Source organism: Pseudomonas sp. MF6751 (assembly GCF_016613265.1).
GTDB classification, from domain to species: domain Bacteria; phylum Pseudomonadota; class Gammaproteobacteria; order Pseudomonadales; family Pseudomonadaceae; genus Aquipseudomonas; species Aquipseudomonas fluorescens_BV.
In genome coordinates this window covers 172,553-190,494 of sequence record NZ_JAENSV010000002.1, presented here as the reverse complement: position 1 = coordinate 190,494, position 17,942 = coordinate 172,553, and the positions used below count along the sequence as shown (strand labels likewise).

17 protein-coding genes are annotated in these 17,942 nt (G+C 61.5%); 6 read left to right on the top strand and 11 right to left on the bottom strand.

What is annotated here, in order from left to right; translation table 11 throughout:
* Window positions 1–7: 7 nt before the first annotated feature.
* The 4 genes from JJD66_RS02675 to miaB all read right to left on the bottom strand — a co-directional run bounded on the left by JJD66_RS02675 (window position 8) and on the right by miaB (window position 3,904).
* A complete protein-coding gene (locus JJD66_RS02675) occupies window positions 8–847 on the bottom strand; it encodes an HlyC/CorC family transporter (RefSeq protein ID WP_003194444.1) in 840 nt (279 codons plus the stop codon).
* 42 nt (window positions 848–889) lie between these two features.
* A complete protein-coding gene (gene ybeY, locus JJD66_RS02670) occupies window positions 890–1,348 on the bottom strand; it encodes an rRNA maturation RNase YbeY (protein WP_105228643.1) in 459 nt (152 codons plus the stop codon).
* The gene (locus JJD66_RS02665) at window positions 1,341–2,345 is read right to left on the bottom strand and encodes a PhoH family protein (protein WP_019818064.1); all 1,005 of its coding nucleotides are present in this window, start codon (window positions 2,343–2,345) and stop codon (window positions 1,341–1,343) included. The genes ybeY and JJD66_RS02665 overlap by 8 nt, the downstream gene beginning before the upstream one ends.
* A 230-nt stretch (window positions 2,346–2,575) precedes the next feature.
* Window positions 2,576–3,904: a tRNA (N6-isopentenyl adenosine(37)-C2)-methylthiotransferase MiaB gene (gene miaB / locus JJD66_RS02660; RefSeq protein WP_014720071.1), complete on the bottom strand. Its 1,329-nt coding sequence runs from the start codon at window positions 3,902–3,904 to the stop codon at window positions 2,576–2,578.
* Between the two features lie 130 nt (window positions 3,905–4,034).
* Between miaB and JJD66_RS02655 the strand changes: the two genes are divergently transcribed.
* On the top strand, window positions 4,035–4,361 hold the full coding sequence (locus JJD66_RS02655; RefSeq protein ID WP_003215457.1) for a DUF1820 family protein: 327 nt from the start codon (window positions 4,035–4,037) through the stop codon (window positions 4,359–4,361).
* A 127-nt stretch (window positions 4,362–4,488) separates the two neighbouring features.
* Here JJD66_RS02655 and JJD66_RS02650 read toward each other — a convergent pair whose 3' ends face one another.
* From JJD66_RS02650 to JJD66_RS02635, 4 genes are all read right to left on the bottom strand, one after another.
* On the bottom strand, window positions 4,489–5,043 hold the full coding sequence (locus tag JJD66_RS02650; protein ID WP_034126914.1) for a tetratricopeptide repeat protein: 555 nt from the start codon (window positions 5,041–5,043) through the stop codon (window positions 4,489–4,491).
* Between the two features lie 226 nt (window positions 5,044–5,269).
* Window positions 5,270–6,553, bottom strand: coding sequence for a glutamate-1-semialdehyde 2,1-aminomutase (gene hemL, locus JJD66_RS02645; RefSeq protein WP_060764046.1), 1,284 nt, complete (start codon window positions 6,551–6,553; stop codon window positions 5,270–5,272).
* Between the two features lie 11 nt (window positions 6,554–6,564).
* Entirely contained in the window at window positions 6,565–7,194 is a 630-nt protein-coding gene (thiE, locus tag JJD66_RS02640) for a thiamine phosphate synthase (RefSeq protein ID WP_014720063.1), read from the bottom strand.
* Between the two features lie 30 nt (window positions 7,195–7,224).
* Complete coding sequence (locus JJD66_RS02635) at window positions 7,225–8,022, bottom strand: hydroxymethylpyrimidine/phosphomethylpyrimidine kinase (RefSeq protein ID WP_200647552.1); 798 nt, start codon at window positions 8,020–8,022, stop codon at window positions 7,225–7,227.
* Window positions 8,023–8,297: 275 nt separating this feature from the next.
* Between JJD66_RS02635 and JJD66_RS02630 the strand changes: the two genes are divergently transcribed.
* The 4 genes from JJD66_RS02630 (at window position 8,298) to JJD66_RS02615 (ending at window position 14,780) form a co-directional block, all read left to right on the top strand.
* Complete coding sequence (locus JJD66_RS02630; RefSeq protein WP_200647551.1) at window positions 8,298–10,697, top strand: hybrid sensor histidine kinase/response regulator; 2,400 nt, start codon at window positions 8,298–8,300, stop codon at window positions 10,695–10,697.
* A gap of 68 nt (window positions 10,698–10,765) precedes the next feature.
* The gene (locus tag JJD66_RS02625; RefSeq protein WP_200647550.1) at window positions 10,766–12,418 is read left to right on the top strand and encodes an acyl-CoA dehydrogenase family protein; all 1,653 of its coding nucleotides are present in this window, start codon (window positions 10,766–10,768) and stop codon (window positions 12,416–12,418) included.
* Window positions 12,419–12,600: 182 nt separating this feature from the next.
* Window positions 12,601–14,073: an AMP nucleosidase gene (amn, locus tag JJD66_RS02620; protein ID WP_198715261.1), complete on the top strand. Its 1,473-nt coding sequence runs from the start codon at window positions 12,601–12,603 to the stop codon at window positions 14,071–14,073.
* Window positions 14,074–14,144: 71 nt separating this feature from the next.
* A complete protein-coding gene (locus JJD66_RS02615; RefSeq protein WP_234452147.1) occupies window positions 14,145–14,780 on the top strand; it encodes a pseudouridine synthase in 636 nt (211 codons plus the stop codon).
* Here the strand turns inward: JJD66_RS02615 and JJD66_RS02610 are convergent.
* Entirely contained in the window at window positions 14,775–14,984 is a 210-nt protein-coding gene (locus tag JJD66_RS02610) for a DUF2788 domain-containing protein (RefSeq protein WP_025999909.1), read from the bottom strand. The two genes, JJD66_RS02615 and JJD66_RS02610, sit on opposite strands and share 6 nt — an antisense overlap.
* Window positions 14,985–15,176: 192 nt before the next feature.
* On the bottom strand, window positions 15,177–15,656 hold the full coding sequence (locus tag JJD66_RS02605; protein ID WP_003194418.1) for an Lrp/AsnC family transcriptional regulator: 480 nt from the start codon (window positions 15,654–15,656) through the stop codon (window positions 15,177–15,179).
* A gap of 427 nt (window positions 15,657–16,083) precedes the next feature.
* On the opposite strand from JJD66_RS02605, the gene JJD66_RS02600 reads away from it, so the two are divergent.
* The gene (locus tag JJD66_RS02600) at window positions 16,084–17,046 is read left to right on the top strand and encodes a DUF6515 family protein (protein WP_200647549.1); all 963 of its coding nucleotides are present in this window, start codon (window positions 16,084–16,086) and stop codon (window positions 17,044–17,046) included.
* On the opposite strand, the gene JJD66_RS02595 is transcribed toward JJD66_RS02600, so the two are convergent.
* Window positions 17,043–17,936 carry a cation diffusion facilitator family transporter gene (locus JJD66_RS02595; RefSeq protein ID WP_200647548.1) on the bottom strand — a complete coding sequence of 298 codons (894 nt, stop codon included), beginning with the start codon at window positions 17,934–17,936 and terminating at the stop codon, window positions 17,043–17,045. The two genes, JJD66_RS02600 and JJD66_RS02595, sit on opposite strands and share 4 nt — an antisense overlap.
* Window positions 17,937–17,942: the final 6 nt, after the last annotated feature.

Sequence of the window (17,942 nt, the reverse complement as noted above, 5' to 3'; positions counted from 1 at the left end):
TCAGTCCTTAGCGGGCGATGGGTGTCAAACGGATCAGATGGATACGACGGCTATCAGCATTGAGGATGCGGAAGCGATAGGCGCCGATCTCGGTGGTTTCATTACGCTTGGGCAGGTGCCCGAACGCACTCATCACCAGGCCGCCGACGGTGTCGAACTCATCGTCCGAAAACTCGCTGTCGAAGAACTCGTTGAAGTTCTCGATGGGCGTCAGCGCCTTGATCAGGAAGTCACCGCTGGGCAGCGGCTTGATGTAGCTGTCTTCTTCGACGTCGTGCTCGTCTTCGATGTCGCCGACGATCTGCTCCAGCACGTCCTCGATGGTGACCAGGCCGGCCACGCCGCCGTATTCGTCAATCACAATGGCCATGTGATTGTGGTTGGCGCGGAACTCGCGCAGCAGCACATTCAGGCGCTTGGACTCGGGCACGAAGGTGGCCGGGCGCAGCAGGTCCTTGATGTTGAAGCTGTCGCCATTCTCCTTGAGGATCAACGGCAGCAGGTCCTTGGCCAGCAGGACACCCATGACGTCGTCATGGCTTTCACCGATCACCGGGTAGCGCGAATGCGCCGAGTCGATCACGGCCGGGAGGAATTCCCGTGGGGTCTGGGTCGCCTTGATGCTGATCATCTGCGAGCGCGGGACCATGATGTCACGTACTTGCAGGTCAGCCACCTGGATGGCGCCCTCGACGATGGCCAGCGCTTCGCTGTCCAGCAACTTGTTCTGGTGTGCATCGCGCAGCAGCTCCAAGAGCTCCTGGCGGTTTTTCGGCTCGTGGGCAAAAGCCTGGGTCAGTTTACCCAGCCATGACTTCTGCCCGTTGCTCGATCGGTCTTCGCTCATAGCGATTACTCTAAATCCTTTGATATGACAGTTGAGTGTTGATCAGCTTTCGTCGTCTGCATATGGGTCGCGGTGACCCAGTTCTGCAAGCAACGTTCGTTCCAGTGCTTCCATTTCCTCGGCTTCGTCATCGTCTATATGGTCGTAACCCAAGAGATGCAAGCAGCCGTGGATGACTAGATGGGCCCAATGGGCCTCAAGTTCCTTGCCTTGTTCCGCCGCTTCTCGCTCGACTACCGCGACGCAGATCACCAGGTCGCCCAGCAGCGGGATATCCAGCAATTCGTCGGGCACGTCGGCGGGGAAGGACAGCACGTTGGTCGCGTAGTCTTTCTGGCGCCAGGTGTGGTTCAGCTCACGGCCTTCGGCCTCGTCCACCAGACGAATGGTCAGCTCCGAGTCAGCGGTGCGCTGGCGCAAAGCCAGTTCACACCATTGGCGGAACTGGGCTTCGCTGGGGGCGGGCGCTTCGGTGGCCAGCTGCAGGTCTAGCTCAAGCATCGTGGCGAGCGTCCTTGGCGGGCGCGTCGTCGCGGTGTTCGAAACGCTCATAGGCTTCGACAATGCGCTGCACCAGCGGGTGGCGCACCACGTCCTTGGGCATGAAGTGCGTGAAGCTGATACCCGGCACGTCCTTGAGCACCTCGATCACCTGGCCCAGGCCCGACTTGGTGCCCTTGGGCAGGTCGACCTGGGTGATGTCGCCCGTGATCACGGCAGTGGAGCCGAAACCGATACGGGTGAGGAACATCTTCATCTGCTCGACGGTGGTGTTCTGGCTTTCGTCGAGAATGATGAAGCTGTTGTTGAGCGTACGGCCACGCATGTAGGCCAGCGGGGCGATCTCGATCACCTGGCGCTCGATCAGCTTGGCCACGTATTCAAAACCGAGCATCTCGTACAGCGCGTCGTAGAGCGGGCGCAGGTACGGGTCGATCTTCTGGGCCAGGTCGCCGGGCAGGAAACCGAGCTTTTCGCCGGCCTCGACCGCTGGGCGCACCAGTAGGATGCGCCGCACTTGCTCGCGCTCCAGGGCGTCGACGGCGCAGGCCACTGCGAGGTAGGTCTTGCCGGTACCGGCCGGGCCGATGCCGAAGTTGATGTCGTTGCCCAGGATTTCCTTGACGTACTTCTGCTGATTCAAGCCGCGTGGGCGAATCATGCCTTTTTTGGTACGCAAGGCCACGCTGGCTTCGGCCACCGGGTTATTGGCCAGGTCTTCCACAGCCGACTCCTGCAGGTACAGGTGCACGGTCTCCGGCGACAGCTCGCTACCCTTGGTTTCGCGGTAGAGACGGCGCAGCAGGTTTTCTGCAGACGTGGTGTGTTGGGGTTCACCAATGAGCTCGAACTGATTGCCGCGGTTGCGGATCTCGATGCTCAGGCGTTGTTCGATCAGGCGCAGGTGCTCGTCGAACTGTCCGCACAGGTTGGCGAAACGGCGAGCCTCAAAAGGCTCGAGGATAAAACGATGGGGTTCTGCTATGGGTGCGTTCAAGGTTGCTTTTAGCCGCCCTTTGGCTGATGAGGTGAGAGAGAGAATAACGCCAGGCGCTGGTGTGCGAAAGCACTTAAATAGCCTGGCCCCACTCTCGATAACCCTGAAGAACCCCTGTGGGAGCTGGCTTGCCTGCGATAGCGGTGGGTCAGTTGGCACATTGGGCACTGATACATCGCTATCGCAGGCACGCCAGCTCCCACATTTTGATCTTCATCCGGTCAGCGAGATCAGTTGATCAACGAGCCGCGCAACGAGTGTGGCTGCGCCGCATCAATGTGCACATCGGCAAACTGGCCGATCAGCGTGGGATTGTCGCAGCGGAAGTTGACGATTCGGTTGTTCTCGGTACGACCCTGCAATTCACCCGGGTCTTTCTTCGAATAATCGGTCACCAGAATGCGCTGGATCGAACCGACCATTTGTCGGCTGATTTCGAAGCCCTGCTGATTGAGGCGATGTTGCAGCGCGTTCAAACGCTCTTTTTTCAACGCCTCCGGGGTTTCATCCAGCAGGTCGGCAGCCGGGGTGCCTGGGCGCTGGCTGTAGACAAACGAGTAGGAGAAGTCGAAACCCACGTCTTCGATCAGCTTCATGGTCTGCTGGAAGTCTTTCTCGGTTTCGCCCGGGAAGCCGACGATAAAGTCCGAACTGATGCAGATGCCCGGCACGGCGGCGCGAAGTTTGCGCAGTTTGGATTTGTATTCCAGTGCGGTGTGGTTGCGCTTCATCGCCGAGAGAATGCGGTCCGAACCCGATTGCACCGGCAAGTGCAGGTGCTTGACCAGCTCTGGTACTTCGGCGTGGGCCTGGATCAGGCTGTCGGAAAACTCCAGCGGGTGCGAGGTGGTGTAGCGGATGCGCTCGATGCCATCGACGGCGGCGACCACGCGGATCAGTTCCGCCAGGTCGGCCAGGCGGCCGTCATCGGTCTGGCCACGGTAGCCGTTGACGTTCTGGCCCAGCAGGGTGACTTCGCGCACGCCGTTTTCAGCCAGGTGGATGATTTCCGACAGCACATCGTCAAACGGCCGGCTGACTTCTTCGCCACGGGTGTAAGGCACTACGCAGAAGGTGCAGTACTTGCTGCAGCCCTCCATCACCGACACATAGGCGCTCGGCCCATCGATACGCGGTTCGGGCAGATGGTCGAATTTTTCGATTTCGGGGAACGACACGTCGACCTGCGGCAGCTTGGTGATGCGTGCGGCGTCGATCATCTCTGGCAGACGGTGCAGGGTTTGCGGGCCGAACACCACATCGACATAGGGCGCGCGGTCGCGGATCGCGGCGCCTTCCTGGCTGGCCACGCAACCGCCGACGGCGATCACCATGTCCGGGTTGGCCAGTTTCAATTCGCGCCAGCGGCCCAACTGCGAATACACACGGTCCTGGGCCCGCTCGCGGATCGAGCAGGTATTGAGCAGGATCACGTCGGCATCTTCGGCGCGGGCAGTGACTTCCAGGGCCTGGTGTTCGCCCAGCAAGTCGACCATGCGCGAGCTGTCGTACTCGTTCATCTGGCAACCGTGGGTTTCGATGTAAAGCTTCTTGGCCATGGGAATCGTCAACTGGTGGTAAAGAACCGCGCATTATAGGGGGCATGCCCATTGGTTCCTAGCGCTGTGCATCGGGTGCCATGCTATAGTTCGCGCCCTCTTTTATATCCCCATGTGTTGTTCGCCCACCATGACCAAACGTGAAGCTCCAATCTATAAGGTGATTTTCCTCAACCAGGGCCAGGTGTTCGAAATGTACGCCAAGCAGATCTATCAAAGTGATCTGTGGGGCTTCCTGGAGGTGGAAGAGTTCGTCTTTGGCGAGCGCACCCAGTTGGTGGTCGATCCGGGCGAAGAAAAGCTCAAGGCCCAGTTCGAAGGTGTGGTGCGCAGCTTTGTGCCGATGCATTCGATTGTGCGCATCGATGAAGTCGAGCGCCTGGGGACGCCGAAGATCAGTGAGGCTCGGGGCATGAGCAATGTGATGCCGTTTCCGATGCCGATGCCTGAGAAGTAGGGCTTTAGACCGAGGTGTGCCTATCGCAGGCAAGCCAGCTCCCACACTCGACCGCGTTTTAATGCTGGAATGCAGTCAACTGTGGGAGCTGGCTTGCCTGCGATAGCGATGTAAGGTCTACAAAAAATCAGGGAAGGGGTGAGAATGGCGAACGCCCATCAGCACTCTGCAATTCTTGCAGGTAGTTGCGGAAAATCTGCCCCAGCACCTGGGTTGCCACTTCCAGTTCATCGCGCTGCATGTGCTCGGCGACTTCGTCGGCAGTGTCCAGTGCGTCTTCGGCGCCGTTGACCGCGGCCATTTTCAGCACGATGTACGCCTGGACGTTGTTGGCCGGCACGCCTTCGCCTTTGAAGAACATGTTGCCCAACTGGTATTGCGCCTGGGCGTGGCCCTGCAACGAGGCTTTCTCGAAGTAGCTCAACGCTTTGTTGAGGTCAACGGCCGGGTTCTTGCTGTCGTGGTAGTACTCGCCCAACTCGTATTGCGCTTGCGCATCCCCTTCCTCGGCCTGTTTCTGGCACGCGCTCAGGGCTTCGGCCTGGCTCTCTGGCTGGGTATTGAGGGTGCAACGACCCATCGCTGGGATTAACAACGAGTTGCCGCCGGCCTGGGCATGTGCCAGTAGCGGTTGAAGGAGCAACAGGCAGCCCAGAACCAGGGTGCGGCCGGTGCGTTTCATGGGAATCGACTTACCTCTGACGGGGCGCGCGGACCCTCGAGGGAGTCCAATAAGCGCGCATTATGAAATAAGCAGGCCTCTGCTTACAAAGTCTTTACTCGTTTTTCTGCTGCTTGGGCAAGTTATCTGCCGGATTGCAGGGCAATTCTCGAAAAAACCAGGAATTCTCTGTAAGCAAAGTAGCAAATCTGACGCTGCCAGGGGCAACGTCAGAGGTTGCCGTCACTTATTTCAGGGCCGCGAACGCGCGCTCGGCAGCATCCAGGGTCAATTTCAGTTCGGCTTCGCCATGGGCGATCGAAGTGAAGCCGGCTTCAAAGGCGCTCGGTGCCAGGTACACGCCGCCTTCGAGCATCAGGTGGAAGAAGCGCTTGAACAACTCGGCATCGCTGCCCATCACGTCATCGAAGGTGACGATATCGTCGGCGCCGCTGAAGTACAGGCCGAACATGCCACCGGCCTGGGTGGTCACAAACGGGATGCCGGCGGCATCGGCGCGCTGTTGCAGGCCGTCGAGTAGGCGTGTGGTGTAGTCGGTCAGCTCGGCGTGGAAGCCCGGGCGGCTGATCAGGCGCAGGGTGGTCAGGCCGGCGGCCATTGCCAGCGGGTTACCCGACAAGGTGCCTGCCTGGTATACCGGGCCGAGCGGGGCGATGTGTTGCATGATCTCGCGCTTGCCGCCGAAGCAGCCTACCGGCATACCGCCGCCGATGATCTTGCCGAAGGTGCTCAGGTCTGGCGTGACGCCGTAGTAAGCCTGGGCGCCACCGAGGGCGACCCGGAAACCGGTCATCACTTCGTCAAAAATCAGCACCACGCCATGCTTGTCGCACTGCTCGCGCAGGCCCTCAAGGAAACCCGGGGCCGGTGGAACGCAGTTCATGTTGCCGGCGACTGGCTCGACGATGATGCAGGCAACGTCCTGGCCGACTTCGCTGAGCATCTGCTCGACGGCCGCGATGTCGTTGAACGGCAAGGTCAGGGTGTGCTTGGCGAACGCCGCAGGTACGCCAGCGGAATTGGGTACGCCTTGGGTCAGCGCGCCGGAGCCGGCTTTTACCAGCAGGCTGTCGGAGTGCCCGTGGTAGCAACCTTCGAACTTGATGATGTTGTCGCGGCCGGTGTAACCACGGGCCAGGCGGATCGCGCTCATGGTGGCTTCGGTGCCGGAGCTGACCATGCGCACCATTTCCATCGACGGCACGATCGAGCAGACCAGGTCGGCCATCTCGGTTTCCATCGCGGTCGGGGCGCCGTAGGACAAGCCGTGCTGCAGTTGCTGGCGCACCGCGTCCAGCACGTCCGGATGGCTGTGGCCGAGGATCATCGGGCCCCAGGAGCCGACATAGTCGACATAGCGCTTGTCGTCTTCATCGGTGACGTAGGCGCCTTCGGCATGCTTGAAGAACAACGGCGTGCCGCCCACGCTCTTGAACGCACGCACGGGGGAGTTCACACCGCCGGGGATGTGCTTCTGGGCGTTGGCAAACAGGGTTTCGGAACGGGACATGATCGGTCTCTCTAAACTGAAGATTTAAGTAGGTCGTTGAACGCACGGGCGCGGCGAGTGACTTCCTGGGTGCTGTCGGCACCGAACAGGCCATGGACCACGGCGAGCAGGTCGGCCCCGTGGGCCACCAGCGGTTCGGCGTTTTCCAGGGTGACGCCGCCGATCACGCAGATCGGCAGGTGCAGGCGCTTGCGGGCCTGGGCCAGCATGTCAACGGTGGCGGCGGGTGCGCCGGGTTTGGTCGTGGAATTGAAGAAGCGGCCGAAGGCGACGTAGCTGGCGCCTTCTTTGGCGGCCTGTTCGGCCAGTTCGATCTGGCTGTGACAGGTGGCGCCGATGATCGCCTTGGCGCCGAGCAATGCCCGGGCCGAGGTCAGCGGGCCGTCGGTCTGGCCCAGGTGCACGCCGACGCCCAGGCGCGCGGCCAGTTCGGCATCGTCGTTGATGATCAACTGGGTCTTGTAGCGCGAGCACAGTTCGTACAGCTTTTCGGCTTCACGCAGGCGCCGTGCCTCGTCGCTGCTTTTGTCGCGGTACTGCAACAGGGTGACGCCACCGTCCAGCGCCGCCTCGACGTAGGCGAGGAATTTGCCGGCCAACAGCTGGCTGTCGGTAATGGCGTAAAGGCCGCGTAGTTTCATCGGACAAACCCCTTGCTGACGAGCGATAAGTTACGAGCAGAAATCCAGCGGCAATCGGCGCGGCACGAACTGGCCCTGGCCGAGTTGTTCGGCATCACGCAGGGTACGCCACGTGTAGTTGAGGGCCGATTGCACGGCGCTGGCCAGGCCTTCACCCTGGGCAATGCGCCCGGCCAGCGCACTGGCCAAGGTGCAACCCGAGCCGTGATAACTGCCGGGCAAGCGCTGGCAGGTAAAGGTCTGGCGCGTGCCGTCGCGGCTGTACAGGCGATTGTGCACTTCGTGCTCATCGCCATGGCCGCCGGTGATGAGCAGGTGCTTGATGTACGGCAGCAGCTTCTCGGCGCAGTCGTCGGCGCTGCCGTCGGGCAGTTCCGCGAGGATGCGCGCTTCTGGCAGGTTGGGGGTGGCGATCAATGACAGGGGCAGCAGCCGCTCGCGCATCGCATAACCGACCTCGTCCTTGCCCAGGCTACCGCCGCCGCCGGCGCGCAGCACCGGGTCGCAGACCACCGGCAAATGCGGGTGCGCCTGCAGCAGTTCGACCACGGTGTCGACCATCGCGGTGGAGCCGAGCATGCCCAGCTTGACCGCCGCGACTTCAGAGTCGCCGAGCACGGCATTGGCCTGGGCCAGTACCCACTCACGGTCAAGCACACGGAAATCACTGACATTGACGGTGTTCTGCACGGTCAGCGCGGTGACGGCCGGGGCCGCGTGGCAACTCTGGGCGAGCAGGGCTTCGATATCTGCCTGCAGGCCGGCGCCACCACTGGGGTCGTGGCCGGAGAGACAGAGGACAACGGGGCGAGAACTGTAGATATTCATGGTGCGCGAGCTTACCACCAAACGCTTTTTGCGTGGCTGCCTGACGATGGCAGAAGTTTGCTGCTGCAGCGTCGCTTTGCGTGGCCGAACGCTGCAACGCAGTGGTCTGAAAGCATTGCGCTAGAGCTGTTCTAAAAAAAGTTCCGGCAGTGGCTAATGGCTTTTACTGGCTATGCTAAAGTGCATCCCAATAACTTACTGTATCGCCGGTGTACGTCTTCTCAAAAGGAATGGGGGGCTTTTGACACAACCGGACCAGGCTACGCTGGGGCTCTATGCGCTATTTGCTGATGTTTATATTGTGCGGGCTACCGATGCTCGCCGGCGCTGTCGAGTTCAACCAGGACACGCGCAGCCTCCCGTTGGGCCGGGTCATGCAAGTGCTCGAAGACCCAACCGATACCCTCACCATCGCCGATGTCAGTTCCCCCGCCTATACCGCCCAATTCAAGACCCACGACAAAGACACGCTCAATGCCGGCTATTCACGCTCGGTGTTCTGGCTGAAGGTCAACCTGCACTACACCGCCAAAGATCCCCGCGCACCACGCACCTGGTTTCTGGAACTGGCCTACCCGCCGCTCAATCGCCTGGACCTCTACCAGAACGACGGCACCGGCCACTACCGCCTCACCGCCCGCACCGGCAGCGCATTGCCGTTTTCCAGCCGTGAGGTGAGCCAGAGCAACTACCTGTTCAAGCTCAGCTTCTTGCCCGACCAGCAACAAACCGTCTACCTGCGCTTGCAAAGCCAAGGCTCGATCCAGGCACCGCTGACGTTGTGGGCGGGCACCGCCTACATGGAAGAGCAACCGTTGCGTTTGTACGTGCTCGGCGCCATCTACGGTGTGTTGCTGGGCATGTTGATCTACAACCTGTTCATCTACCTGAGCGTGCGCGACACCAGCTACCTCTATTACATCTTCTATATCGCTTCGTTCGGCTTGTATCAGCTGTCGGTCAATGGCGTTGCGGTGGAGTATTTCTGGCCGAACAACCCCTGGTGGGCGAATGCGGCGGTTCCCTTCCTGATCGGCTCGGCGGCTTTGTTCGGCAGCCTGTTCGCGCGCAGTTTCCTGCACACCGCGCAGCACAGCCGCTGGCTCAACCGCATCCTGCTGGCGCTGGCGGCCTGTGGCGGGTTGGTGATGGCACTGGCGCTGTTGACCAGTTACGCCGTGGCCCTGCGCCTGGCCACTGCGCTGGCGCTGGTGTTTACCGTGACCATCTTCGTAGCGGCCATCAAGGCCTGGTATTGCGGGCAGCGCATGGCGCGTTATTTCATCATCGCCTGGTCGGCCTTCCTGCTTGGCGGGGTGATCAATACTCTGATGGTGCTGGGTTACCTGCCTAACGTGTTCCTGACCATGTACGCCAGCCAGCTCGGCTCAGCCATTGAAGTGGCGCTGTTGTCCCTGGCCCTGGCTGACCGCATCAACGGCATGCGCGAACAGCAGGCGCAGATTCTCCTCGATGCCAGCCAGAAGCTGGAAGCGCTCAACCAGCAACTGGCTCGCAGCAATCGCCTCAAAGACGAATTTCTCGCCACCCTGACCCACGAATTGCGCACGCCGATGAACGGTGTGATCGGCTCTTTGGAACTGATGCAAACCGTGCCTTTGGACGATGACCTGACGCAGTACCAGCAAACCGCCGCCGGCTCGGCGCGGGACATGATGCGCATGGTCAACGGCATCCTCACCCTCACCGAGTTGCAGGCCGGTCGCCTGGTGGCCCAGCCGCAAGTGTTCAGCCTGCGCGGCGAGCTCGATACCTTGCGCCAGCAGTTCACCGCCAGCGCCCAGGCCAAGGGCCTGGCGTTCTCCATTGACGTCGCGGATGAGCTGCCAGACCGGCTCATCGGCGATGCCCAAAAGTTGCGTCAGTGCCTGGATTGCCTGCTCGACAATGCGTTCAAATTCACCCACGTCGGCGCGGTGCGTTTGCGTGTGGTGGGTGTGCCGCAAGGGGGGCACGCTTTGCACCTCAGCTTTATCGTCACCGACACCGGTATCGGCTTTGCCTTTCTCGATGAGGCCACGTTGTATCAGCGTTTCTTTCAGTTGGACGGCTCGATGACGCGTGAATACGGCGGCCTGGGCATTGGCCTGGCGATTTGCCGGCAGTTGATCGAACTGCTGGGCGGGCGCCTGACCCATCATTCGGAGCCCCGTAAAGGCAGCCGCTTCCAGTTGGAAGTGGACGTCAGTGCGGTGCCGCAGCAGGTGACACCGGCCGCGCAGGCTTTGCCTGCACAGCGTGCGCCTCAGGAGTGCACGGTGCTGTTGGTGGACGACAACAGCGTGGGCCAGTTGGCGGTGCGTGGCATGTTGCTCAAGCTCGGTTACCGGGTCAAAACCGTGGACAGCGGCCCGGCGGCGCTCGCTGCATTGCAGGGGCACAGCTTCGACGCCGTGCTGCTGGATGTGCCAGAGGGTGGCTTTTCGTTGTGCTGCCAGATTCGCGCATTGCCCGGCTGCGGTGAATTGCCGGTGATCGCCCTGAGTACATCGTCCAATGGGCCGGAGCGTGAGCGCTGCCATGGTATTGGCATGACGGACCGACTGGCCAAACCGGTGCGTTTCGACGCCTTGCAGGCGGCGCTTGAGCGCAGCGTACTGTATGTGGATGAGGGTGAAAGCGCCGAGCATTCGGCGCGTATGCCACTTTTTTAAGGCCCTGTACGGTGCTTAACTGAATTGAAGGTCACTTTTCATGCGGCCTTTTTTTCAGGAGGCCCGTCATGAACCTGCATCAGTTTGCCGAAACCCACGACGTCACCAACCAGCCACCGTCCCTGGACGGCACCAACCTGTATCGCATCGACTTGCCTTTGCAGGAATGGTCACGCCGCTTTGGCGCCGGTTGGGCCCAAGCGCGAATTGATGCCTACGGCGCGCTGGCGGGTGGGCCGTTGATGGCAGCCGGGTTCCTGGCCAACCAGAACAAACCGGTGTTCAGTAGCCATGACCGTTACGGCCATCGCATCGACCTGGTGGAGTTTCACCCGGCTTATCACGAGCTGATGCGCACCGCCGTCGAGCATGGCCTGCCGTCGCTGCCCTGGGCCCATCCGCAGCCTGGCGCCCATGTGGCGCGTGCGGCGATGACCTACCTGCATAGCCAGGCCGAAGCCGGCAGCGGCTGCCCGCTGACCATGACCTTCGCCTGCGTTCCGGCCCTGCGCCTGCAACCGGAGCTGGCGGACCTCTGGCTGCCTAAAGTGCTCAATACCCACTACGACCCACGCAATGTCGGCATCGCCCACAAGGCCGGCGCCACTATCGGCATGGCCATGACCGAGAAGCAGGGCGGCACCGACGTACGCGCCAACACCACTCGCGCTTACCCCGTGGGCGCGGGTGGCCCCGGCCAAGCCTACGAACTGGTGGGGCATAAATGGTTCTGCTCGGCACCGATGTGCGATGGCTTCCTGACCCTGGCCCAGACCGACAAGGGCCTGACCTGTTTTTTGCTGCCCCGGCACCGCCCGGACGACACGCGCAACGAGTTCTACATCCAGCGCTTGAAGAACAAACTCGGCAACTGCTCCAACGCGTCCAGCGAAGTGGAGTTTCGCGGTGCCCTGGCCTGGATGGTCGGTGAAGAAGGCCGCGGCGTTCCCACCATCATCGAAATGGTCGCCATGACCCGCTTCGATTGCATGGTCGGCTCCAGCGCCTTGATGCGCCAGGCGCTGACCCAGGCCAGCCATCACTGCGCCCATCGCCAAGTGGGTGGCCGCGTGCTCAGCGAGCAGCCGCTGATGCAGAACGTGCTGGCCGACCTGGCCCTGGAAAGCGAAGCGGCCCTGGCCTTGAGCCTGCGCATGGGGCGCGCCCTGGATCATCTTGATGATGAACATGAAGCCAAGTTCGCCCGGCTGGTCACAGCCGTAGGCAAGTATTGGATCTGCAAGCGCGCGCCGGCGATGATCAACGAAGCTGCCGAATGCATGGGCGGCGCCGGGTACGTGGAAGACAGCATCCTGCCGCGTCTTTACCGTGAGGCGCCGGTTAACTCCACGTGGGAAGGCTCTGGCAATGTGCAATGCCTGGACGTGCTGCGTGCGTTGTCCAAAGAGCCGGGTGTGCTGGAGGCGCTGTTTGTCGAGCTGGGCGATGGCCACGGCGACAAACAGCTGGCGCGGCATATCGAGCAGTTGAAGGCGGCGTTCATGGACACCCAGGATATCCAGTATCGGGCACGGCAACTGACCGAGGACATTGCCCTGGCGTTGCAGGCCAAGTTGCTGTTGGAGGCGGGTAATGCGGCGGTGAGCGACGGGTTTATCGCCAGTCGGTTGGGTGAGTCGTCGGGGCGGGTATATGGCACCTTGCCGCGCGGGGTGGATGTGCAAGCTATTGTCGCCCGCTCAACCCCACAATCCCTCTGAATAAACACAATCAAATGTGGGAGCTGGCTTGCCTGCGATAGCGGTGGTCCAGCCAGCAATTATGTGGCTGATAGACCGCTATCGCAGGCAAGCCAGCTCCCACCTATCAAAGCATTCCACTTCCGGTGTTTCGGTGAGGCCTGGATACAGGCAAGATAAAGGCCTGCAAGTCAGAACACAGGATGCTTACCGTGACCGAAGCTTTTGTTGTCGTTAAAACCGCCGAAGAAGCCGTGGACCGGCTGGCGGCGCTGCATGAGCGTGCGACTGGCGCGCTCAACCAAGCGCTCAAGCAATACCTCAAGGACCGCGTCGAACCCGACGCCGCTCAACGCGCACTGTTTCGCTACCCGGAACTGCGCCTGACCTACCACTGCCACGGCGAAGTCCCACAGACCACCCGTGCGTATGCCAAGGTGCAGTTGCCCGGTACCTATAGCGTCACCGTCACCCACCCCGGCGCGTTTCGTAAGTATCTGCTGGAGCAACTGGTGCCGCTGATGCACGACTTCACCGTGACGGTGGAAGTGGGCGTCAGCCAGCAGAACATCCCGTACCCCTATGTGGTGGAGCAGGGTGATGAACTGGCCGGCTCCGGCGTCACCGCCGCGACCCTGGCTCGTGTATTCCCCAGTACCGACCTGTCCGCCGCCACCGACGGCATTGCCGATGGCCTGTACGACTGGGAAAACACCGACCCGCTGCCCCTGGCCCTGTTTGATGCCGCCCGCGTGGACTTTTCCCTGCGTCGCCTTGTGCATTACACCGGCAGCGACTGGCGCCATGTGCAGCCGTGGATCTTGCTGACCAACTACCACCGCTACGTGGACCAGTTCATCCTGCATGGCCTGGAGCAACTGCGCAGCGACCCGCGGTTTATCCGTATGGTGCTGCCCGGCAACGTGGTGATCGACAAGAGCATGGACCACGGCGAAGCCTCGGCCATTGCCGCCGGCGTGGTCTGGCACCGCTACCAGATGCCGGCGTATCACCTGCAGGCCACTGACGGCCACGGCGTGACCTTGGTGAACATCGGCGTAGGCCCGTCCAACGCCAAGAACATCACCGACCACCTGGCCGTACTACGCCCGCATTGCTGGCTGATGATCGGCCACTGCGGCGGCCTGCGCCAATCCCAGACCATCGGCGACTACGTACTGGCCCACGCCTATATGCGCCGCGACGGGATTCTCGACCGCGTGGTACCGCCGAACATCCCCATCCCGGCCCTGGCCGAAGTGCAGCTGGCGCTTCAGCAAGCTGCGGCGAAAGTCACTGGCGAAAAAGGCGAAGAGCTGAAAAAACGCCTGCGCACCGGTACCGTGCTGACCTATGACGACCGGAACTGGGAACTGCGCTGGGCCCAGGAGCGGCCGCTGATCAACCTGTCCCGCGCCGTGGCCGTGGACATGGAAAGCGGCACCATCGCCGCCCAGGGTTACCGTTTGCGCGTGCCTTACGGCACCTTGTTGTGCGTATCGGACAAACCCTTGCACAGCGAGATCAAGCTGCCGGGTTCGGCCAACGCGTTCTATGAGCGTGCGGTCAGCCAGCACTTGAAGATCGGCATCGAGGCGGTCGACCTGTTGCGCACCGAACTCAACTCCCTGCACTCGCGCAAACTGCGCAGCTTCGACGAGCCGCCGTTCCGCTAAGCGGTTGGGATGGTCATTTAGCGGTCAGGCCACTAGCATTGTCGGTCCTGACCGTTAGATGTTCCTTTGCCATGTCCCGTCCCAGCCGTCCCGATTCGCGCCACCCTGGCGTGAAACCACCGCACTCTGCCGCTCGCCGCGTTGCCAAGGCGCCACCGGCCGAGCCCAAGTTGATCCTGTTCAATAAACCCTTCGATGTGCTGACCCAGTTCAGCGACGAAGGTGGGCGCGCCACCCTCAAGGACTTTATTGATATCCCCGGCATTTACCCGGCGGGGCGCCTGGACCGTGACAGCGAGGGCCTGCTGCTGTTGACCAACGATGGTCAGCTACAAGCGCGCATCGCCGACCCCAAGCACAAACTGGCGAAAACCTACTGGGTGCAGGTAGAAGGTGAACCCACCGAAGAGCAGTTGCAACGCCTGCGCGAAGGCGTGGAGCTCAACGACGGCATGACCCTGCCGGCCGAGGCGCGGCAACTGGATGAGCCGGCATTATGGCCGCGCAACCCGCCGGTACGTTTTCGTAAAAGCGTGCCCACCCACTGGCTGGAATTGGTGATTCGCGAAGGGCGCAACCGCCAGGTACGGCGCATGACCGCGGCGGTAGGCTTGCCGACACTGCGCCTGGTGCGCGTGCGTATTGGTGAGTGGTCGATCGACGGCTTGGATCAAGGCCAGTGGAAGGCAGTGCCGGCGCGCTTATAAGGCGCCGGATTCAATCAGGCCGATCACCACGCTCTTGATGATGAACGCCGCCACGCCCAGGCCCAGCACGAAAAACAGGATGAACGAACCAAAGCGCCCGGCCTTTGATTTCTTTGCCAGGTCCCAAACGATGAAGCCCATGAAAATGATGAGGATAGTGACCAGGCCGGTCATCATCCATTCTTCAAACAGGGCGGGGTCGATGTTGTTCATGGGGCTCTTCCGACAAGACAAGCGAGCAGTATACGGCAGCGTCAGAAACGCAACATTGACCTGAGTCGTACGCGGTCAAACTGTGGGAGCTGGCCTGCGATAGCGGTCTGTCAGTGATCGTGAGGCAAACTGGCCCGCCGCCATCGCAGGCAAGCCAGCTCCCACCGTTGAACATCGTTGCTCTCAGGTGCGCAGGTGGGTCAGGGGCAGTTCGGTGCTGTTCAATACCTGGTTGAGCACAAAGCTGGACCGCACGCTGGTCACCCCTTCGATCCGGGTCAAATGCCCCAGCAGCAATTTCTGATAGTGATCCATGTCCGGCACTACCACCTTCAACTGGTAGTCCGCATCCATCCCGGTCACCAAACTGCACTCCAGCACTTGCGGCAGGGTGCGGATGGCGGCTTCGAAATTCTCGAAGCGTTCCGGCGTGTGACGGTCCATGCCGATCAGCACGTAGGCCGTAAGGCTCAGGCCGAGCATCTTGCGGTCGAGCAGGGCGACCTGGCGGGCGATGTAGCCGTCGTCTTCCAATTGCTTGACCCGGCGTGAGCAGGGCGAAGGCGACAGGCCGATGCGTTCGGCCAGCTCCTGGTTGGAGATCCTCGCGTCGCGCTGCAATTCCGCCAGAATACTCAGGTCGTATCGGTCAAGCTTGCTCATTGGGTTGGCCTTTGTCGTAACTATTGCGGTTAATTATCCATGAAGGGTTAAAAATTGCGCAAGCACTGTTTATTGACGCAATCTTCGCAATCCTCTGCCCGCCCGGCACGCCTATGATTACCAACAGAATCACCGCCTGGACAACAGTCCACAGCAGCGCGCCCAATCAGGCCCGTTGCGGCCGCCGCCCCAGCAGGGTTGAGCCGGCCTCCAGGCTGCACACTGTCCACAAGACGGCGTGAGGTGAGCCAACGTCAAAAGCGTTGAGCGCGGACGAAATTCTCAAGGGGTGGCCGACGGGTCACCCCTTTTTCTTTGTGCGCGTTTTGCCTTCAGAAAATAGTTCTCGTGACTGATAACCTGTCTCAGAACCGGGCGAGGCTTTTCCAGTCTCATGATCAAGCCCCAATCCGCAGTGAGGAAAAGCATGAAGCGCATCTGGCGTATGGCAGGTGTTGGTTTGCTGGTGGTCAGCGTCAGCTCCCAGGCGATAGCCGACGAACGCGATAACTCTCCGGGCCAGGGGCAACGGCCTGAGCACAATCAGCCACGCCCACAAAACCCACAGGGTGATCGTGGCGGCCAGCACGAGGGTGGTCAATGGCAAGGCCGGCCTCAAGGTCATGAGCCGGGGCGACCGGCACCGCAACCGCAACCCTCCAATAACCTGCCCATCCAGGGCCGGCCCGATACCGTGCGCCAGACCCAGGAGCCGCGCCAGGGTTATTACCGTGATATTCCCCGACGCAACGATGACAACAGGCATTGGGAGGCCGGTGGCCCTGGGCCGCGTGCGGGCAATGACCATCCCAACGATAACCGTTGGCCCGGTCGTCCCGACGGGCATGGCAATGGCTGGGGCCCAGGCCCGCAGCATCGCCCTGGATATGTCATCGACCGTTTCCCCGATCGCAATTACCGCGTGCCCTACCGTGGCCAGGATTACTTCTTTTCGGGTGGCTACTGGTACCGGCCCCAAGGCCCACGCTACGTAGTGGTGACGCCGCCCTATGGCATTCGCGTGCATTACCTGCCGGACTACGCACGTGAAGTGTGGGTAGGCGGCTCGCTGTTGTTCCTCGCCGCAGGCGCCTATTACGCCTACGAGCAAAGCACCCAGCAATACGTGGTGGTACAACCACCGACGCAGGTGCCATCACCTGCGCCGACGCCTCAAGGCAACGGTTATGACGTGGTGGCTTACCCGGCCAACGGCCAATCGCCAGCCCAGGTACAGCAGGACGGCTACGACTGTTATCGCTGGGCGGTGCAACAAAGTGGCTTCGACCCGCGCACCGTTACCTACGCCCCGGACCCTGCGGTAGTACAAACCTATCGCCAGGCCCAGGGCAACTGCCTGGGCAGTCGCGGTTATCAGGTGCAGTACTAGGTTTTGTTACCGGTGACCACTTCCCGCGGGTCGGCGTGCACCAGCACTTCGGCCTTCGGATATTCCCGGTGGATGGCATCGGCGGCCTGGTCGCTGATGCCGTGGGCCACCGACAGCGTCAACTCCCCCGGCAATTCCAGATGCAACTGCACAAACCAGTGGTTACCGGAAACCCGCGTGCGCAAGTCGTGGGCCCCCAGCACGCCGGGTACGCCACGGGCCAGTTCGAGCATGTGCTGGCTGACATCCGGCGGTAGCTCTTCGTCCATCAACACCGCAAAGGTTTCCCGGGCGATCTGGATCGCGCTCCACAGAATGTAGGCGGCGATCCCCAGGCCGAACCAGGCGTCGACCTGATGAAAGCCCACCCCAGCCAACACCAGCGCAATCAGGATGCTGCCATTGAGCAGCAAGTCCGAGCGGTAATGCAGCGAGTCGGCGCGCACCGCATTGGAGCCGGTCTCGCGCACCACGCGGTGTTGCAGCACCAGCAGAGCCACGGTCAGCGCCAGGGACAAGATAATCACGCCGATACTCAACCACGGTGCGCCAACCGGCTCTGGGTGCTTGAGCCGTTCATACGCCTGGAGCGCAATCAGCACCGCACTGCCGGCGATAAACAAGGCCTGCGCCATCCCCGCCAGCGACTCCGCCTTGCCATGCCCATAACGGTGATCGTCATCGGCCGGGCGCAAGGCGTAATGCACTGCCAGCAAATTCAACAGCGAAGTGACGCCGTCGAGCAGTGAGTCGGTCAGCCCGGCGAGCATGCTCACCGAGCCGCTGAGCCACCAGGCGATGGCCTTGGTCACAATCAACACACAGGCCACGCCCACCGAGGCGCGGGTGGCCAGGCGCAGAAGCCTTGCGTGTTCGGGGCTGCTGGTCATGAGCTG